Genomic DNA, 16,252 nt, shown 5'->3' on the forward strand with positions numbered 1-16,252 from the left:
GTTACCATTCTCCTTTCGCAGCTGCCTGGGCGATTGCCCGTTCTTCCTTCTCTTCGTCGAATGCCGCAGCGAACATCTGCAGCGCCTGGGTCTTGGTGATGGGCCCGAACTCCTTCACGAAGTAGGTGAAGGTGCGGTCATCCCAGCACTCGACGTAGCCATCGCCGCCCTTGGTATAGTTTGCCTTGGCCAGTGCGATGAACTCCTCGTAGGTCAATGCACGCTCTTTCATGGTTCAGTCCTCCTTGCTGTTGTACTCGTCGGTGTCCCGGCTGGATTCGCCCATCAGGAACACCCGATGCTTGTTGTTGTCATCCCGCAGCCAATCACCGCCCAGAGCAGTGATGGTGAAGAGCATCCCCTGATACTGCCCAGCGGCAGCCACCCGAGTGCTGTCATCCAAGTCCTGCCGGTGCATGAGGCCCCACTGAGTATCCAGCCCGAGGGTTACGGTGCCCAGGTGGCGGCGCAGTTCATCTTTCTTCATGGTTCAATCCTCCTTCTCATCCATCCTGCGGAGATCCTCGCAGATTGCGTCTGCCTCTTCTTCGGAGAGGTCGTACTCCGCTACAAGCTCGTCCCGGTCTTCTGCCCGCCAGCCGCCGTCATACAGCGCCGCTGCGGATGCCCAATCATCACATCTCATTTTTCGTTTTCCTCCGTTATTTTTATCCCAAAACCCTTTCGGTGGCTGTATGTTACCTCTGCGCGGAAACAAAGTCAAGTTGTTTTTGATTTATTTTTTAATTTCTTTTTGTTGTTGACTTTTGCCCCGGCAAGTCATATCCTTGTGGCAGAAAGGAGTGACCCGAGATGACCACATCAAGCCGAGTAAAGGCTCTTCTGGAGCTGACCGAGACCGACCAGAACACCTTCGCCGCCGCTTTCGGGATGACCACCCCGCAGGCCATGAGCAACAAGCTGAGACGGGACAGCTGGTCGGCCAGAGACCTCGCCAAGGCCGCCGCCCTCTGCGGCGCAAAGCTGGCGTTCATCCTCCCGGACGGCTCCCAGCTTATCCTCGCACCGGACGAGGAGTGACCGCTACACCGCAAAACGCCCCGCGCTGAAGAGGACAAACCTCCCGGCGCGGGGCGTTTTGCTTGTATACGGTTGCAACAAAATTCTAGCTTGTCGCAACATTCAGCGCAATACAAACTTTGTAGTCACGAAAAAGTGAGTGTTCATGCGGGTTTTCAGGCCAAAACATACAATGTCTACTCAAACTCTTATCCTGACCCTGAATAGAAGAAAATAAGAATACATACACGCGAGGGCACGCTTGATGCCCGCCCGCGTAGGGTTTATAGGAATTTTTGTATGCTTTGTTTCAGGTACGCAGCGCTCAAGTCGTAACGTTTTGGGCCCCTGGTTTGTGATACGATAATCCCAGATTACACCACGCGCCCGGTGTATAAGCGGCGCAGAGGGCACCGCGACCGGCAGCGCGAAACATCTGCTGTACGCCCTCCGGGAGGTAAAACCATGAAACGTGATGATTTGAGAGCCATCGAAGGTCTGACCGAGGAGCAGATCAACGAGATCATGCGCCTGCACGGGCAGGACGCAGCCACCTACCAGGCCACTGTACAGGGCCTGCAGGCGCAGCTGGCCACCGCTCAGCAGGGACTGGCCGCCTTTGAGGGCGTGGATGTCAACGACCTGCGCAGTCAGATCACCAACCTGACAAACCAGCTGAACACCCAGGCTGCCGAGTACGCATTCAACAACGTGCTACGCAGCGCTGCCCGGGAGGCAGGCGCTCTGGATGAGGCGGACGTGATCCAGCTGCTGCCGGACAGAGCTACACTGCGTGAGAGCAAGAATCAGGCGGAGGATGTCAAGCAGGCATTCGCTGATCTCAAATCCCGCAAGCCGTACCTTTTCCAGCAGGGCTCCCCCGCCCCGCAGGATAGCGGCTCCGAACCGCAGCCGGGCAACGAGCCCCAGGGCAACCCGATCATCGTCCCGAAGCCCCGCAGCCAGGGTGGCAGTGCACAGCCCACCCTGCAGGAGTTTCTCCAGATGACCGGTGCCGAGCGCATGGCCCTGCGCACCCGCAACCCGGCGCTTTTCCAGCAGCTCTCCACACTGGTGAGGGCTGCACGACACTAACGAGGTAATGAGCTATGCCTATCACCGGCACTTTTGGCGGCTTCCCGTTTGACCCCGAGGTCTATCAGGGCTTCGTAGATCAGGAGGCCACCTTCTCCGATTCCATCCTTGCATCCGGCATTCTGGCCAACGACCAGAGCATGGCCTCCGCCCTGGACAACGGCGGCGTGCAGGGTACCATCCGCTTTTACAACCCCCTCGACCCCGATCAGGACGCTCCTCTGGTGCGCGACGGCGTGGCCGACAACGTGCCCACCGAGATCTCCGGCGGCAAGCAGAGCTGGATTCGTATCGACCGCATGAAGGCCTGGAAAGCCACCGAGCTGACCCGTGAGCTGACCGCGGCTGATCCTATGGCTGCTGTGGCCCGCAACACTGGCCGCTACTGGCGCATGTACAAGCAGGGCCTGCTGGTCAAGCTGGTCAACGCCGCTCTGGGCGTTACCGGCCTGGAGAACCACTCTCTGACCGTCAAGACCGGCGGCGTGACCGCAAACCAGCTGATCGACGTGCAGCAGAGCGCCCTGGGCGATTTCTCCGGCAAGTTCGGCCTGCTGGTGGTGCACTCCAAGATCATGGCCGAGTATAAGAAGCTGGGCCTGCTGAACTACAACAAGTACACCATCACCAATGTGCTCCAGAAGGAAGTCAGCCTGCCCACCATCAACGGCCTGGTCGTCATCGAGAACGACCGCGGCACCGATGACGGCACCAACTACAACACCTTCCTGCTGGGTCAGGGTTCCGTTCTGACCGCAAACCCCAAGGTCATCTCCCCGGACACCACCGAGTACGATGCAGCCAAGGCAGGCGGTACGGACATCCTGTACAACAACCGCGCCTTCATCCTGCACCCCAACGGTCTGAGCTTCGACGCGGATAAGATTGCTAAGGAGACCCCCACCGACGCAGAGTTCACCACTTCCACCAACTGGAAGCTGAAGTTTGACCACAAGAACGTCCGCATGGGTAAGATCACCATTCCCAAGGCGAACTTTGCCGAGGCGTAACCTATGGACAGCTGGCTGACCTACTCCGATTTCAAGGAGAAGTACCCAGACAGCAGTCTGACTGAGCCGCAGTTCACGCCAATGGCCATCGACGCGGCGCTCTTCATCGAGAACGCTACACGTTGGTGCGCCAGCATCGCAGCTGAGCCGGAGCAGACAGAGCTTCTGGCCCTGTGCCAGGCCCGGCTGGTGGCCCTCTCAGAAGAGGTCAGCGCCAGCTGGGACGGTGTGACCAACGTCAGCAACCACGGGTACACTGAGAGCTATGCATCCGGGCTGGATATGCAATCCTACCTCGGCGCACGGCAGCAGCAGATCGTGGAGCAGACCCTGAGCGCCCCGGTTACCCGCTGGATGCTGTACCAGGGCGGCGTGTACCACCCGCCCCGCAGACGCTGAAGGGAGGTCAACCGATGCGAAAGCCTCTCGGCGCAGACCAGACTGTCACCATCACTCACATCATCCGCAAGGGCACTGTGAGCAAGAGCTACACCACAGTACTGTCCGGTGTCAGCTGTCGTGAAGTCAGCAGCGCTCACGTAGAGACCCCCGGCTTTGCCCGGCAGGAGCAGACTTCGTTCTGCATCTTTCCCGGCCACACCACAGCAGCCCCGGAGGGGGCTGCTGAGAGCCCCAATCCGGCTGGCAGCACGTTCCTCACCCCCGAGGCATTCAAGGCCGCAGAGGCCGCGCTCCGGGACCGTCGGTGGACAGTAGCGCTGGAGGACAAGGTGCTTCTACCAAGCGGGCGCACCGGGACGGTAACGTGCGTCCAGGACAACCGCAGCGGACGTTGCCCTCACTGGTATGTGGAGGTGAGCTGATGGCCAACCCTCTGCTGAAGATCAACCAGCCCGCAGATGTCAAGCTGGGGCAGAAGGGCAACCTGAACCTCGGCATCTGCTGGAAAGCAGACCTCGCCGGGCAGTACACAGAAGCCTTTGAACGGCTCCAGAAGGAGGCCGACGGCGAATTTGTCCGGCTGGTAAAACCATACATCCCCCTGCGCACCGGCGCTCTGGCAGGCAGCACGAACGATCATACCGTTCTCGGCAGTGGGCAGATCGTGCAGGCCACGCCCTACGCCGCCGCCCAGTACTACCGGCTGCCCTGTGGCCGGGGCGTGCGGGAGGACGGACGAGGCCCCCACTGGGGCGAACGTTGTGTCAATGACCACGGGCAGGAGTTCATCTCCTTTGTCAAGGCCAGGGCGCAGAAGGAGCTGAAATGAACGAAACCAAGACCCCCGACATTCAGGCCATGCTGGAATGGCTGGCCTCCTGCCCGCTTGCCGCTTCTCTGAACGACGGCGATGTGGCGTTCTCCATCGACTATCTGGGCGCAGAGCCCTGTCAGTTCTCCCTGGAGAGCACCCCGACCGCGCCGATTCTGGAGCAGTACATCAGGGGCAGCTTGAGGGCCAAGAACTACGTCTTGGCTTCTCGGATGAGCTACACCCAGAACGTGGTGGAGCAGGCCGCGAACAGCTCCTTCTGGGACGACTTCGCCGACTGGGTGGAGACGCAGACCTCCGCGCAGAATCTGCCCAAGCTGGCAGGTGATAAAAAGGCAGAGGCTGTGGTGTGCCTTTCCCCGGGGTACATCCTGAACCAGGATGCCAACACCTGCCGATTCCAAATTCAGCTTCAACTTCAATACTATCAGGAAGGGAGATAACCCTATGACTGTTTCCGAAACCCTGACCGCGCTCAAGACCAAGAAGGGCATCGTGCCCAGCGCGGACTACACCGGCACCGAAAAAGCCGATGACTTCATCTTTGCAATCCAGACCGATGCCTCCACCCAGACCAAGGAGAGCGACTGGGTCGTGTTTGCAGAGCGTGTCAAGGAGCACTCCGGTGCCCTGAACGCTTCCACCGAGGACGTGGCCTATATCCGCGCAGGCACTGTCACCGAGAAGGGCGAGACCCAGCGCACCTTCTCCCTGAACGGTAACCGCTGCGTGGGCGACCCTGCGCAGGATTTCCTGCTCTCCCACAAGATCAAGTTCGGCTCCGGCACTGAGGTGGTTTTCCCTTATATCTACTTCAGCGCAAAGACCGGCAAGGGCGAGAAGGGCGCAGCTGCCTTTATCGTCACTTCCGATGCAAGCGGCTCCGCCAGCAACTCCGCAGGTTTTGCCTGCGACGTGAAGGGTGTTGGCGTTCCGGCTGAGTTCAACTACCTGACCCTGACTCAGGCCGACACGCAGTCCACCAAGGCTGCCAAGGTCTGATAACAACACCACACAGCCCTCGTTCCCCGGTGAACGGGGGCCCTTTTTGTAACAGGAGGATTTTCCATGATCATCAACGGCATTGAATTTGATTTTTCCACCCTGAACGCCAACGACGTGGATCGGATGCTGGCTGCACAGACCCGGCAGCAGGAACGTGCTCGGACGGAGGGCAGCCGCTACACTCCCGAGAGCGATTACCCTGCCTGGCTGCGCTTCCAGTGCCGCATCTTTATGGACTACCTGGACGAAGTTCTGGGCGAGGGTGCTTCTGAGAAGCTGGGGCTGGACGGCAGCAACTTCAACGCCTGCCTGACGGTCAGCAAGGCCTTTGCCGAGGCCATGGCCGCAGAAAAGGCCAGTGCCAGCGCGCTGATCCACCCCACCGAGGAGCGGGCGCAGGTTTCGGCAGCACAGGTTTCGGCAGCACAGGTTTCGGCAGCACAGGCCATCCCTGCCCCCATGAACCGTGAGCAGCGCCGGGCCGCAGTCAAGGCACATCCCGCCGTGGTGGATTTCCGAGCACAGGAAGCGGCAAAGGCCGCCCGCCGTGCCCAGCTGAAGGCAGAGCTTGAGGCACTGGACAATGCATGACCTGCTGACGGACACCCTGCCCACCGAGTGGGAGGGCCGCGCCATCGACCCTGACTTCCGGCCCATGATCTGGCTGCTGATCCGCACCCGCCGCGCCAAGACTGACGAGGACAGCGCCCGGATGATTTGTGAAGCCGTTCAGCGGTTCTTTGTAGAGCCGGTGCCCGGAGTGCAGTACCAGGAAGCCTTTGAATCTCTGGTGCGCTTCTGCCAGGGCGGCGGCCCCGAGGACGAGGAGCGCACCGGGACTGGCAGCAGCAGCGACCCACAGGACGAGCCTGTGCTGGACTACCGGTGCGATGCTGACTACATCGTGGGGGCCTTTCAGCAGGCCTACGGCATCGACCTGACCGCTGACAAGGTGCACTGGTGGCGCTTCAAAGCACTGCTTCATGCCCTGCCGCCGGAAACGTCGCTGGGCAAGATCGTGGAGATCCGGGGCAAGGATACCTCCGATATGGACAGAGCCGACCGGGACTACTACGAGACCCTGAAAGAGCGTTTTGCCCTGCCGGATGGGCTGAAGGGGGTGAAGCGGCGCGAAACCCTGCAAGAGCACGAGGACGCTTTCCTCGACCGCTTCGGTTGATTCCCGCGCCCCGGTGCCCTGCCCCTTCTGCGGCAGAGCGCTGCCCGTGTGGGCGGCTCCCGAAGCCTGCGCCCACGGTTTGTGGGTGAAATGTAAGAACCCCGCATGTAAGCGGGAGATAGAAATCAAGTTATAACAGCCTGTGCCCCTGTGCCCGTGCTCCGAATGAGAGGTGGACACAGTGGCGGACTACAGTATTACCGGCGATACCCGGCTGGACGCAAGCGGCTTTAATAAGGGCCTGAGCGCGATGTCGGTAGCCGCAGGCAATTTGATCTCCGGGCTGACGCAAGCTGCTACCGGAAAGCTGACAGCGCTGGCAAAAACCTCTGTCGGTGTCGGCATGAGCTTCCAGTCCTCCATGTCCCAGGTGGCCGCCACCATGGGCGTGGGTGTGGATCAGATCCAGAGCCTGACGGACAAGGCCAAGGAGATGGGCAGCACTACAGCGTTCACTGCTACACAGGCAGCGGACGCTCTGAACTATCTGGCGCTTGCTGGCTACGATGCTAACAAGGCTGCTGAGGTGCTGCCCAGCGTCCTGAACCTGGCCGCAGCGGGCGGCATGGATCTGGCCTATGCGTCCGATCTGGTCACCGATGCTATGGCCTCGCTGAACCTCGAGGCCAACAAGCAGAATGTGGACGAGTTCGGCAACAAACTGGCCAAGGCGGCCAGCAAAGCCAACGCCAACGTCAGTCAGCTGGGCGAAGCCATCCTGACAGTGGGCGGCACCGCCGCGAATCTGAAGGGCGGCACCACGGAGCTAACAACCGCCCTGGGCCTGCTGGCAAACGTCGGCATCAAGGGCGCAGAGGGCGGCACGCACCTGCGCAACATCATACTGTCCCTGCAGTCCCCCACCGATGATGCCACCAAGCTCATGGAGCAGCTGGGCCTGCAGGTGTACGATGCGCAGGGCAATATGCGCGGCCTGGACGACATCCTGACCGACCTGAGCGGCTCTCTGGCTGGATTGACACAGGGGCAGAAGGACAGCGTCATCAACGCGCTGTTCAACAAGACCGACCTCGCAGCCGTCAACGGCCTGTTGGCGGCGCAGGGTGAGCAGTGGGAGTCACTGGCCCAGCAGATCGACGCAGCGGGCGAGGCAGCCGGTGACTCCGGCGCTATGGCCCAGATGGCAGAGACACAGCTGGACAACCTGCAGGGCTCCGTCACCATCATGCAGAGCGCCCTGGAGGGCCTGCAGCTGGGTATTTACGACTATCTGGAGCCCAGCCTGAACGAGGCAGCCAAGTGGGGCTCCGAATGCTTCTCTACCCTGACAAAGGCCCTGTCTGAGGGTGGCCCCGAGGCGATGCTTCAGGCAGCGGGTCAGATCATCTCCGATCTGGCCGCCAGCGTGACTGCGCAGCTGCCGGGGCTGGCAACCTCCGGCACAGAGATCATCGTTCAGCTTGCAGAGGATATCGTAGCAGCTACACCTGCAATGCTTGATGCTGCTGCCGGTGTGATGGCTGCTCTGGTACAGGGCATCGTTGATAACCTTCCCTCGTTGATTGACAGTGCCACAAAGGTCATCGTTCAGTTCACCCATTATCTGTCAGACCATGCAGGAGACCTGATGGACGCGGGCATCCAGCTGCTGGAACAGCTCATCATCGGCATCACCGACAACCTGCCCCAGCTGATCACAGCAGCGGCGGAATTGACCGCAAAGTTCTCTGCCGCGCTGATCTCCCATCTGCCAGATCTGCTGAACTGTGGCGCGGCCCTGCTGACCACTCTGGTAGACGGCATCATCCGCAGCATCGAGAACCTGGGCGAAGCCGCCCTCGCCTGCATCGCAAAGCTGACCGGCGTGTGGGACGGCAGCATGGATGAATGGGGCCACATCGGCGAGAACATCGTCAACGGCCTGCTGAACGGCATCACCGGGATGTGGGACACCCTCGTGTCCAACGTCAGGGGCAAGGTCAACGGGCTGGTCTCCACCGTCAAGAATCTGCTGGGCATCCACTCGCCCTCGAAGGTGTTCACCGAGATCGGCGAAAACGTCACGCAGGGCCTTGTCAACGGCATCAACACCGGTGCACCGGCGGCAGAGCAGGCCATCCAGAGCATTGCCCAGACCCTCTCCACCAACGGGCCGGATTTTGCTACCGTAGGAGCTACCATCACGGAGCAGTTCCGCACCAAGCTGGACGAGGGATGGGCGCAGATCCAGGCCGACATCCAGACAGATGCGCTGGGGGCCATCGAGACGCTGGCAACGGCCCTCAAGGATGGCGACCTCGAGAGCCTGGGCCTGTGGGCCGCTTCCTACTTCTGGCAGGCCTGCACCAAGGAACAGCAGGCGCAGATCCAGAGCGTGGCCATGGGGGCGCTCAACCAGCTGGGCAGCGCTTTGGGCGGCGTGTTCGGGAACCTCGCCAATCTGGCCATGGGTCTGGTGGCACAGTTCGTCCCGGCAGCGGCCAGCGCCACAGCCGGGCAGACCGCCCTGAATGTGGCCATGGACGCAAACCCCATCCTCTTTGTCATCTCCCTCATCGGGATGCTGGCGGGTGCGCTGATCAACTTCAGCGGCACCAATAAAAACGTTGCCAACGGCTTCCAGTCCGTCTGGGCGGGTGTCGAGGACTTTATGAGCTACATCTTCGAGGGCCTGATGCGCATCGTGGCGGCGGGCATCGAGGGTTTCGTCGTCCTCATCAACGGCCTGATCTGGATGTACAACAAGGTGGCGTGGCTCTATGGCGGTACGCTCGATTATGTCAGTAACCCCGCCTGGGACTATGCCAACCAAATCGCTGCCGACCGCAAGGCCCGGCAGGCCGAGCGGAAGAAGCAGCAGGAAGCCATCAACAACCCCAGCAGCTCCGGCACGTCTACCAACTCCCAGAAGGTCATCGAGAGCATGACCGACACCAGCAAGACCACCAGTGCCGACGGCAGCACCGTGACCACCAAGGTGCTCACAGAGAAGCTGCAGGACGAGACCGGCAAGATCACCCAGCGGGTGACCAAGACCGTCACCGAGGCAGGCACGAAGCTGGTGGACGGCGTGGAGCGCTCCTACAAGACCGTGACCACCTATGTGGATGGCCTCCAGACAAAGGTGGAGCGCAGTTTGGATGACATCGCTAAGACCACCACAGGCACAAAACCTGGCTCCACCACGCCGACAGCCCCCACCCCGGACAAAGACCTGACCGACGCTGTGGAGGCCAACACCGAGGCCCTGCTGGCCGCAAACAGCAAGCTGGCCGAGATGGTGCGGCAGGCCAACAGCCTTGTCCTCAGTGACAACATGGCCATCAGCCGGTCTGTGGCCGCATCCGGCACGGCACAGGTGGCCGCAGCCGCCAACAACTACCACCGGGAGGGTGACACCAACATCATCCAAAATATCTACTCCAAGGCCCAGACGGCGGCAGACCTCCAGCGGGAAGCCCGCTGGGAAGCCGACCGGGCCAAGGCCCAGAAACGATGAAAGGAGGGCTCCACAATGCCATTCAGAAAAGACCATTTGCAGCTGGTCACGGATGCCGGGGCCACTCTCGACATCGGGTGGGCTTACGGCACGCCCTACTCCCTCGACCCCATCAATGGCGTAGACGTGGACGTGCAGACCGCACAGGGCGTGAACCAGGTGGGCGTGAGCGTGGAGCGCCAGAGCGTGGCCGGGGTGAGCCGTGAGCTCATCATCCACTGCCACAGCTCCCACGGCGATGCGGATGCGGAATTACTGCTGGAAAAGCTGCCCTATTTCACCAGCGGCACAATGTATTTCGAGGATAAATTCTTCTGTCGTTTCGTGCTTTCCAAGACCCCCTACACAAAGAGCATCCACCCCTACCCGGTGTTGGCCTTCATGCTCTTCTGCCCGAAACCCTTCTGGTACGACCTGACCGCCCAGAGCTTCTGCATCAACGGCTTTGTGCCCAGCTTCAGGCTGCCCATCAACTACAGCACACCCCACCGTTTCGGCGTGCGCACCTCCGTCGGCTGGCTGAATGCCTATAACCCCGGGGCGCTGGCGGTGCCCTTCACGGCCACCCTCAAGAGCGACGGCACTGTGGTCAACCCCACCGTGCTGAACATCATCACGGGCCAGAGCATCCGCATCCTGACCACCCTGACCCCAGGGCAGGTCATCGAGATCTACCGCACCACCACCGACAAGCTGGCCGTCAAGCGGACAGAGGACGGCACGGAGGAGAACATCTTTTCTTTGCTGGATGAAGATTCTGACCTGCTGGAGCTGGCCCCGGGAGACAACTTGCTCAAGGCCACTGCCGACAGCGGCGAGACCAGCCTGCAGGTGACGGTGCGCTTTTATCCCATGGTTTCGGGCATTCTGCCGGAGGTGATCTCGTGACACTGGATGTTTTGGATGAGCTGACCCTCGCCCGGCTGGGCCGGGTAGAGGTGTGGGTGAGCCTTTACTGGGACGAGCCCTACAACACCGCGGGCGAGTTCACGCTGGAAGTCAGACCCACCGAGGAGAACCTGTCCCTGCTCCGGGAGGGCCGCTGGCTGCGCCGCAGTGACAGCGATGTGCCCATGCGCATTTGCCACCGGAGCAACGAGAATCAAGACAGCAACTTAGTGGTCACCGGCTTCCCGGGGACGTGGATCTTCACCAAGCGGGTCTGTACCAGCATCGTGAAGAATGAGAACGCCGAAGCCGCCATGCGCAGACTGGTCAGTGCAATGCAGCCATGGCCAAAGCTGGAGCTGGGTGCTGCTGTGGGCTTTGACACCACCTACACTGCACAGACCTCCGGCGGCAGTATCATGGACTACCTGATGACCATCGGCGCGGCCTGCGACCTGGGCTTCCGGGTGCGGCTGACAGGCAAGAACGCAGACAAGAAGCTGCTGTTCGAGGTCTACCGGCCCACCGCTGACCCAAACAACAGGTTCAGCACAAAGTGGGGCAACCTGCAGCAGGCCGCGTGGGCCTTCGGGGATTCCGACTACGCCAACGTTGCTGTGGTGCAGGGCGCTGGCGAGGGCGATGCCCGGGCCACCGTGACTGTGGGTCTGACGGATGCCACCGGTGCCGACCGACGGGAGCTTTACGTCGATGCTCGGGACGTGCAGCCGGACGAGGAAAAGGGCGAGACCACCAAAAGCCAAGCCTACCTCGAGCGGCTCATGGCCCGGGGCACGAATAAACTGCTGGAGCAGCTCCGTACCGGCTCCATTGAGTTGACCATCGATGCCGAGGGCCTTTCCCCCGGTGACGTTGCCTTTTGCACCATCCCGGAGCTGGGCTACAAGGCCACCGTCCGGGTGGCTGATGTCATCACCCAAAGCCAGAGCGACAGCACCACCCGCACCGTGCGGCTGGGCACGCCGGTCTGGCGCAAGCTGTAAGGAGATGATCTTTTGAGCAAAATCGTTTTATACCCCGCCAACGGCTACGACTTCGATGCCGCAGATGTGGCGGCCTACCTTGCGGGCCTCACCAGCGGCGTGTTCAGCGGAGATGAGGACTTCCCGGTGACAGCCGCAGGCGGGCTGAAGGTCACCGTGGGGGCGGGCCGTGGCTGGGTGCACCCCAGCCGATTCACCGGCTACTCCATCACCAAGCGGGAGGCCGACACCCTGACCATGCCGCTGGCCGACCCGTCTCTCCCCCGCATCGACCGCATCGTCATGCGCTATGATGCCGGTGCCAGAGCCGCCAGCCTGCAGGTGCTGCAGGGCACGGCATCCAGCACACCCACGGCCCCGGCCATCTCCCGCACCGAGCTGATCTACGACCTCTGCCTTGCCGAGATCACCCGCCCGGCAGGCTCCATCAGCATCTCTACGGGCCAGATCACTGACACCCGGCTGGACGAGGCGCTCTGCGGCCTCGTGCGGGACGGTGTGACCGGCATCCCCACCGACGAGCTGCTGGCCGCTGCCCGGGAGCGCATCAGCGCACTGGAGGAGAAAGCTACCAGCAGTGCCGCTGCCGCCAAAGCCAGCGAGGACGCAGCAGCCCTGAGTGAGACCCACGCCGCCGCTAGCGAGAAGGCAGCCAAGACCAGTGAGACCGCCGCCAAGCGGGCCCTGCAGGACACGGAGACGGAGCACAGCACCGCCTTGCAGAACATCGCACAGGCCCGCACCGCGGCCCTGAACGACGTAGCGGTCTCCACCAAGACGGCCACCGCTGCGGCAAAAACTGCCACTGAGCAGGCCACCGCCGCTGCGGGGAGCGCTTCCACCGCCGCCACCAAGGCCGAGGAGGCATCTACCAGCGCGGGGGCGGCAAAGGCCGATGCCGACCGAGCAGAGAAAGCCAGCACCAGCGCGGCCAATGCGGCCACCAATGCCGTGAAGCAGGCCAAGGAAGCCGGAGCCTTTGATGGTCAGTCGGCCTATGCGCTGGCTGTTCAGCTGGGGTACACCGGCAGTGAAGCCGCCTGGATCGCCAGCCTGAAAGGCGCAAAGGGCGACAAAGGAGATACCGGTGCGCAGGGCCCCAAGGGCGAAACCGGAGCCACTGGACCACAGGGGCCGCAAGGGCCTACCGGTGCAACTGGAGCCAGAGGTCCCACAGGCGCGACCGGCCCGCAGGGCCCGGCGGGTGCTTCGGCAGTAGCAGCCAGCGGCAGCAACTGGGTGAGATTTTCAGATGGTACGCAGATATGCTGGGGAACCAATTACGGTGGGAGAGTGGGTTTTCCTGTGTCTTTTGCTAATACAAATTATACACCTATTGGGTCACTGGATGCTCAGTATCCTGAGAGCTATAATTTTGGTTTTGAAGACAGTAGTACAACCGGCATGCGTATTAACACCTCTGGTGGAACAGTAAAAGTCCATTGGATTGCATTTGGTCGTTGGATGTGAGGTGAACGCAAATGGAGATCAAACCCGGAGCAAAAATCCCGAAGCCGGTTATCACGCAGGAAGAATGTGATGCCTATTCTGCCGTTGTGGAAGCCATTACCGCCCACAATGCAGCGGCTGCCGTGGGCGAGGCCCTGTGGAGCATGGACGACCAGCCGGAGGCCTACGTTGTGGTGGAGGCTGGCACGCAGCCAGACCCTGCCGATGCACCGAAGCCGACCCCTACACTGGAGGAGCGGCTTGCTACGGTGGAGAGCGCCCAGGCAGATGCCGATGCGCTGAACGTTGACCAGGCCTACCGGCTGACCCTGCTGGAGCTGGGGATCACTGAGTAAAACCCTCTGCCAAGAGGATGATAACATTTTAAGATGGGGCAGCGCCCCGGAAAGGACAAACCTATGTTGTACCGTACCTGTAAACGCATGATCGAACGCGGCAATCTGGAGGGCATGAGCACCAAGCTGGACGTGTTCTATGCCGCAAGCAAGTTGACTGATGACGAGTACAAGGAGCTGACCGAGCTGCTGGCCGAGAAGGAGGCGCAGAGCAATGCCCAGAACAATACTTGACGTTTCCCGCTGGCAAGGCAGCATTGACTGGGACGCGGTGAAGCGCAGCGGCCTTATCTCCGGCGTGATGATCCGGGCCATGGGCAACAGCAAAGAGGGCAAGCCCAGCAAGCCATACATCGACCCCTTCTTTGCCCGCAACTACGCCGAGTGCCAGCGCCTGGGCATCCCGGTGGGCGTGTACGGCTACTTCAAGGCTACCACCAAGGCACAGGCCGACAAGGAGCTGGCCCTGTTCAAGCAGGCGCTGGGCGGCAGAGCCTTCCAGCTGCCGGTGGCTGTGGACATCGAGGACAAGCTCCAGGCGGCCCTGAGCAAGTCCGCCCTGACCGACATCGTGACCCACTGCCTGAGCGTGGTGGAAAGCTGGGGCGTGTACGCCATGCTCTACACCGGCCTGAACTTCGGGCAGACCAACCTTTACATGGGCGGCGCGGCCCTCAAGCCCTACGACGTATGGCTGGCAGCCTATCGCACCAAGAAGCCCTCCCCCGGCTGGCTCTTCGGGATGTGGCAGTACACCAGCAGCGGCAAGATTCCCGGCATCGCCAAGGGCGCAGACCTGAGCGTGGCCTACAAGGACTATGCTGCCATCATCCAGAGGGCCGGGCTGGGGCAGGTCAGGGGGTGAGACCGACGGCAAGTTATCTGATTTCAGATGCACCATACGCACCCTGGCTCTCAGAGGTTCTAGCTACACTGGAAGAGCACAAGATCGACCGCATCACCGTAGCAGCGCCTCTGGCAGATGGTGAGGTGTTCACGGGGTACTACAACATGAATACCCAAGACAAGGCCCTGCTGGCATCCAATATCCAAGCAGATGCCGTTCTGGATGCGGTGTGTCACAACGGACAGCGCATCCAGCAGGCGTGGGAAGATGATGAGGAGGGGTGAGACCGATGTGGCAGTTTATCACGGAGTATTGGGCCGGGTGGCTCTGTGCTCTGATCGGCGGCGCGATCCTTGCCGCCATCCCCAAGATCAAGGCCCTGTGGGACGCGGTGCTGGCCCTGCTGCACGACCGCATCTATACCGAGTGCTACCGTTTTATGGAGCTGGGGTACATCACCCGCGACGGCCTGCGCAACCTGAATTACCTCTACAAGACCTATCATGTGATGGGCGGCAACGGCACCGGTACGGAATTGTACAAGAGAGCCTGCGCTTTACCCATCCACGACTGAAGAAAGGAACTGACAATATGAACGCACACATCACTGGGAACAACACCCCCGCCATCCCCGCCGCGACCATCGCCCGCACTGTTGTGCTGGCACTGGCCCTCGTCAATCAGCTGCTGAGTGCAGCAGGCAAGCCGGTGCTGCCCATCGACAGCGCCAGCGTGGAGCAGTGGGTGACCGCTGGCCTGACCACCGCTGCCGCCATCTGGGCATGGTGGGAGAACAACAGCTTTACTCCCGAGGCCATCCGCGCCGATGAGTTGCTGGATCAGATGCAGGGGAAGAAGTGAGCTACACCGCAGCGCTGCGGCTGTCCCCTCCCCGCCTCCTGATAGCGCGTACCATGGAGGGGACTTTGCGACACCTCCCGGCAGCCGGACGGCGCAACCGCCGGGCGATTTGATAAAGCACAGCCCCGGACAGTAAGATCGCTGTCCGGGGCTGTGCTCTGTTTACGAAAAGTCAAGTGGGTTACAAAGTGGGTGATCAAAAGAAAAAGAACGCCAATTCTCAACGAACTGGCGTTCTTTTTTATGGAGCAGGATACGGGACTCGAACCCGCCGCCTACTGCTTGGGAAGCAGTCGCTCTACCGGATGAGCTAACCCTGCAGGACTGCTCCATTAGTGTAGCAAAGTGCAGCGGTTTTGTCAACAGTTTTTTCTGTCGGAACGCGGCAGGCGGAAAAAACTTGCTTTTTGCGCCAGTTGCTTTATAATGAAAGATAGATTATCGCAATGGAAGGAATTCTACATGATCTTTGTGCCCATGCTGCACTATCTGCAGAACAAAAACTCATTCAGCGGCAACGAGGATGGGATGCGCTACCTCATCACCCCGGGCAAGCGCTCCGTCCCCGACCCGGACGGCGGCGAGGAGGCCAAAAAAGAAGAGGCCATCCTCACGGTGGATCTCTGGCCCGAGCCGTGGACGCTGGACAAGACCGACCCGGCCCTGCGGCGGCGGGAGATCTTCCCGATGACCGAGGAGGGCCGCACCGCAGTCGCCCAATATCTGAACGATGCCTACAACGCCGAACCGGAACGCTGGAGTGCCCACCCGTCCATCCTGGACTGCGAGCCCTGGACACCGCCCGCACCGGAACCGGATGCCGAAACACAACACTGAGGTGCA

General features: G+C 61.2%; 24 protein-coding genes and 1 tRNA gene. 21 read left to right on the forward strand and 4 right to left on the reverse strand.

Annotation, left to right across the window (positions count from 1 at the left end):
- Window position 1 precedes the first annotated feature (1 nt).
- The 3 genes from MTP40_RS08775 to MTP40_RS08785 are packed head-to-tail and all read right to left on the reverse strand — an operon-like array spanning window position 2 to window position 646.
- Window positions 2–232 (reverse strand): hypothetical protein, encoded by a 231-nt coding sequence (locus tag MTP40_RS08775; RefSeq protein WP_207684134.1) that lies wholly within the window; start codon window positions 230–232, stop codon window positions 2–4.
- A gap of 3 nt (window positions 233–235) precedes the next feature.
- A complete protein-coding gene (locus MTP40_RS08780; protein WP_117533255.1) occupies window positions 236–487 on the reverse strand; it encodes a hypothetical protein in 252 nt (83 codons plus the stop codon).
- A 3-nt stretch (window positions 488–490) separates the two neighbouring features.
- On the reverse strand, window positions 491–646 hold the full coding sequence (locus tag MTP40_RS08785) for a hypothetical protein (RefSeq protein ID WP_207684135.1): 156 nt from the start codon (window positions 644–646) through the stop codon (window positions 491–493).
- Between the two features lie 167 nt (window positions 647–813).
- Between MTP40_RS08785 and MTP40_RS08790 the strand changes: the two genes are divergently transcribed.
- The 20 genes from MTP40_RS08790 (at window position 814) to MTP40_RS08885 (ending at window position 15,409) form a co-directional block, all read left to right on the forward strand.
- On the forward strand, window positions 814–1,041 hold the full coding sequence (locus MTP40_RS08790; protein WP_207684136.1) for a hypothetical protein: 228 nt from the start codon (window positions 814–816) through the stop codon (window positions 1,039–1,041).
- Between the two features lie 444 nt (window positions 1,042–1,485).
- Window positions 1,486–2,115, forward strand: coding sequence for a phage scaffolding protein (locus MTP40_RS08795; protein WP_249257153.1), 630 nt, complete (start codon window positions 1,486–1,488; stop codon window positions 2,113–2,115).
- Window positions 2,116–2,129: 14 nt separating this feature from the next.
- Window positions 2,130–3,125, forward strand: coding sequence for a hypothetical protein (locus MTP40_RS08800; protein ID WP_207684138.1), 996 nt, complete (start codon window positions 2,130–2,132; stop codon window positions 3,123–3,125).
- A 3-nt stretch (window positions 3,126–3,128) separates the two neighbouring features.
- Window positions 3,129–3,524 (forward strand): hypothetical protein, encoded by a 396-nt coding sequence (locus MTP40_RS08805; protein ID WP_207684139.1) that lies wholly within the window; start codon window positions 3,129–3,131, stop codon window positions 3,522–3,524.
- A 14-nt stretch (window positions 3,525–3,538) separates the two neighbouring features.
- Window positions 3,539–3,949: a hypothetical protein gene (locus tag MTP40_RS08810; protein ID WP_207684140.1), complete on the forward strand. Its 411-nt coding sequence runs from the start codon at window positions 3,539–3,541 to the stop codon at window positions 3,947–3,949.
- Window positions 3,949–4,356: a hypothetical protein gene (locus tag MTP40_RS08815; RefSeq protein WP_207684141.1), complete on the forward strand. Its 408-nt coding sequence runs from the start codon at window positions 3,949–3,951 to the stop codon at window positions 4,354–4,356. The genes MTP40_RS08810 and MTP40_RS08815 overlap by 1 nt, the downstream gene beginning before the upstream one ends.
- Entirely contained in the window at window positions 4,353–4,802 is a 450-nt protein-coding gene (locus tag MTP40_RS08820; protein ID WP_117533262.1) for a hypothetical protein, read from the forward strand. The genes MTP40_RS08815 and MTP40_RS08820 overlap by 4 nt, the downstream gene beginning before the upstream one ends.
- Before the next feature lie 4 nt (window positions 4,803–4,806).
- Entirely contained in the window at window positions 4,807–5,361 is a 555-nt protein-coding gene (locus tag MTP40_RS08825; RefSeq protein WP_207684142.1) for a phage tail tube protein, read from the forward strand.
- Window positions 5,362–5,427: 66 nt separating this feature from the next.
- Window positions 5,428–5,955 carry a DUF6673 family protein gene (locus tag MTP40_RS08830; RefSeq protein WP_249257154.1) on the forward strand — a complete coding sequence of 176 codons (528 nt, stop codon included), beginning with the start codon at window positions 5,428–5,430 and terminating at the stop codon, window positions 5,953–5,955.
- Window positions 5,948–6,544 carry a Gp15 family bacteriophage protein gene (locus tag MTP40_RS08835; protein ID WP_207684144.1) on the forward strand — a complete coding sequence of 199 codons (597 nt, stop codon included), beginning with the start codon at window positions 5,948–5,950 and terminating at the stop codon, window positions 6,542–6,544. The genes MTP40_RS08830 and MTP40_RS08835 overlap by 8 nt, the downstream gene beginning before the upstream one ends.
- Window positions 6,545–6,725: 181 nt before the next feature.
- Window positions 6,726–10,004: a phage tail tape measure protein gene (locus MTP40_RS08840; RefSeq protein WP_249257155.1), complete on the forward strand. Its 3,279-nt coding sequence runs from the start codon at window positions 6,726–6,728 to the stop codon at window positions 10,002–10,004.
- Between the two features lie 15 nt (window positions 10,005–10,019).
- Window positions 10,020–10,892 carry a phage distal tail protein gene (locus tag MTP40_RS08845; RefSeq protein ID WP_249257156.1) on the forward strand — a complete coding sequence of 291 codons (873 nt, stop codon included), beginning with the start codon at window positions 10,020–10,022 and terminating at the stop codon, window positions 10,890–10,892.
- Entirely contained in the window at window positions 10,889–11,896 is a 1,008-nt protein-coding gene (locus MTP40_RS08850) for a siphovirus ReqiPepy6 Gp37-like family protein (RefSeq protein WP_249259195.1), read from the forward strand. The genes MTP40_RS08845 and MTP40_RS08850 overlap by 4 nt, the downstream gene beginning before the upstream one ends.
- 12 nt (window positions 11,897–11,908) lie before the next feature.
- Window positions 11,909–13,366 carry a hypothetical protein gene (locus tag MTP40_RS14460; protein WP_269076661.1) on the forward strand — a complete coding sequence of 486 codons (1,458 nt, stop codon included), beginning with the start codon at window positions 11,909–11,911 and terminating at the stop codon, window positions 13,364–13,366.
- Between the two features lie 11 nt (window positions 13,367–13,377).
- On the forward strand, window positions 13,378–13,701 hold the full coding sequence (locus tag MTP40_RS08860) for a hypothetical protein (RefSeq protein ID WP_249257158.1): 324 nt from the start codon (window positions 13,378–13,380) through the stop codon (window positions 13,699–13,701).
- A gap of 63 nt (window positions 13,702–13,764) precedes the next feature.
- Window positions 13,765–13,935: a hypothetical protein gene (locus tag MTP40_RS08865; RefSeq protein WP_249259196.1), complete on the forward strand. Its 171-nt coding sequence runs from the start codon at window positions 13,765–13,767 to the stop codon at window positions 13,933–13,935.
- The gene (locus MTP40_RS08870; protein WP_249257160.1) at window positions 13,916–14,566 is read left to right on the forward strand and encodes a GH25 family lysozyme; all 651 of its coding nucleotides are present in this window, start codon (window positions 13,916–13,918) and stop codon (window positions 14,564–14,566) included. The genes MTP40_RS08865 and MTP40_RS08870 overlap by 20 nt, the downstream gene beginning before the upstream one ends.
- Window positions 14,563–14,832, forward strand: coding sequence for a hypothetical protein (locus tag MTP40_RS08875; protein WP_249257161.1), 270 nt, complete (start codon window positions 14,563–14,565; stop codon window positions 14,830–14,832). The genes MTP40_RS08870 and MTP40_RS08875 overlap by 4 nt, the downstream gene beginning before the upstream one ends.
- 5 nt (window positions 14,833–14,837) lie before the next feature.
- Entirely contained in the window at window positions 14,838–15,122 is a 285-nt protein-coding gene (locus MTP40_RS08880) for a hypothetical protein (RefSeq protein ID WP_097770017.1), read from the forward strand.
- Window positions 15,123–15,139: 17 nt separating this feature from the next.
- A complete protein-coding gene (locus MTP40_RS08885; protein ID WP_249257162.1) occupies window positions 15,140–15,409 on the forward strand; it encodes a phage holin in 270 nt (89 codons plus the stop codon).
- Window positions 15,410–15,653: 244 nt separating this feature from the next.
- Here the strand turns inward: MTP40_RS08885 and MTP40_RS08890 are convergent.
- Window positions 15,654–15,729, reverse strand: a tRNA-Gly gene (locus MTP40_RS08890).
- Window positions 15,730–15,871: 142 nt separating this feature from the next.
- Here MTP40_RS08890 and MTP40_RS08895 point away from each other — a divergent pair.
- Complete coding sequence (locus MTP40_RS08895) at window positions 15,872–16,246, forward strand: hypothetical protein (protein WP_097770564.1); 375 nt, start codon at window positions 15,872–15,874, stop codon at window positions 16,244–16,246.
- The last annotated feature ends 6 nt before the right edge of the window (window positions 16,247–16,252 follow it).

It is taken from the genome of Faecalibacterium sp. IP-3-29 (assembly GCF_023347335.1).
Lineage (GTDB): Bacteria > Bacillota > Clostridia > Oscillospirales > Ruminococcaceae > Faecalibacterium > Faecalibacterium duncaniae.

Excerpts from the sequence above, each read along its gene's own strand:
- MTP40_RS08775 (WP_207684134.1), bottom strand. The coding sequence starts at position 232 with ATGAAAGAGCGTGCATTGACCTACGAGGAGTTCATCGCACTGGCCAAG.
- MTP40_RS08780 (WP_117533255.1), bottom strand. The coding sequence starts at position 487 with ATGAAGAAAGATGAACTGCGCCGCCACCTGGGCACCGTAACCCTCGGG.
- MTP40_RS08785 (WP_207684135.1), bottom strand. The coding sequence starts at position 646 with ATGAGATGTGATGATTGGGCATCCGCAGCGGCGCTGTATGACGGCGGC.
- MTP40_RS08790 (WP_207684136.1), top strand. The coding sequence starts at position 814 with ATGACCACATCAAGCCGAGTAAAGGCTCTTCTGGAGCTGACCGAGACC.
- MTP40_RS08795 (WP_249257153.1), top strand. The coding sequence starts at position 1,486 with ATGAAACGTGATGATTTGAGAGCCATCGAAGGTCTGACCGAGGAGCAG.
- MTP40_RS08800 (WP_207684138.1), top strand. The coding sequence starts at position 2,130 with ATGCCTATCACCGGCACTTTTGGCGGCTTCCCGTTTGACCCCGAGGTC.
- MTP40_RS08805 (WP_207684139.1), top strand. The coding sequence starts at position 3,129 with ATGGACAGCTGGCTGACCTACTCCGATTTCAAGGAGAAGTACCCAGAC.
- MTP40_RS08810 (WP_207684140.1), top strand. The coding sequence starts at position 3,539 with ATGCGAAAGCCTCTCGGCGCAGACCAGACTGTCACCATCACTCACATC.
- MTP40_RS08815 (WP_207684141.1), top strand. The coding sequence starts at position 3,949 with ATGGCCAACCCTCTGCTGAAGATCAACCAGCCCGCAGATGTCAAGCTG.
- MTP40_RS08820 (WP_117533262.1), top strand. The coding sequence starts at position 4,353 with ATGAACGAAACCAAGACCCCCGACATTCAGGCCATGCTGGAATGGCTG.
- MTP40_RS08825 (WP_207684142.1), top strand. The coding sequence starts at position 4,807 with ATGACTGTTTCCGAAACCCTGACCGCGCTCAAGACCAAGAAGGGCATC.
- MTP40_RS08830 (WP_249257154.1), top strand. The coding sequence starts at position 5,428 with ATGATCATCAACGGCATTGAATTTGATTTTTCCACCCTGAACGCCAAC.
- MTP40_RS08835 (WP_207684144.1), top strand. The coding sequence starts at position 5,948 with ATGCATGACCTGCTGACGGACACCCTGCCCACCGAGTGGGAGGGCCGC.
- MTP40_RS08845 (WP_249257156.1), top strand. The coding sequence starts at position 10,020 with ATGCCATTCAGAAAAGACCATTTGCAGCTGGTCACGGATGCCGGGGCC.
- MTP40_RS08860 (WP_249257158.1), top strand. The coding sequence starts at position 13,378 with ATGGAGATCAAACCCGGAGCAAAAATCCCGAAGCCGGTTATCACGCAG.
- MTP40_RS08865 (WP_249259196.1), top strand. The coding sequence starts at position 13,765 with ATGTTGTACCGTACCTGTAAACGCATGATCGAACGCGGCAATCTGGAG.
- MTP40_RS08870 (WP_249257160.1), top strand. The coding sequence starts at position 13,916 with ATGCCCAGAACAATACTTGACGTTTCCCGCTGGCAAGGCAGCATTGAC.
- MTP40_RS08880 (WP_097770017.1), top strand. The coding sequence starts at position 14,838 with ATGTGGCAGTTTATCACGGAGTATTGGGCCGGGTGGCTCTGTGCTCTG.
- MTP40_RS08885 (WP_249257162.1), top strand. The coding sequence starts at position 15,140 with ATGAACGCACACATCACTGGGAACAACACCCCCGCCATCCCCGCCGCG.
- MTP40_RS08895 (WP_097770564.1), top strand. The coding sequence starts at position 15,872 with ATGATCTTTGTGCCCATGCTGCACTATCTGCAGAACAAAAACTCATTC.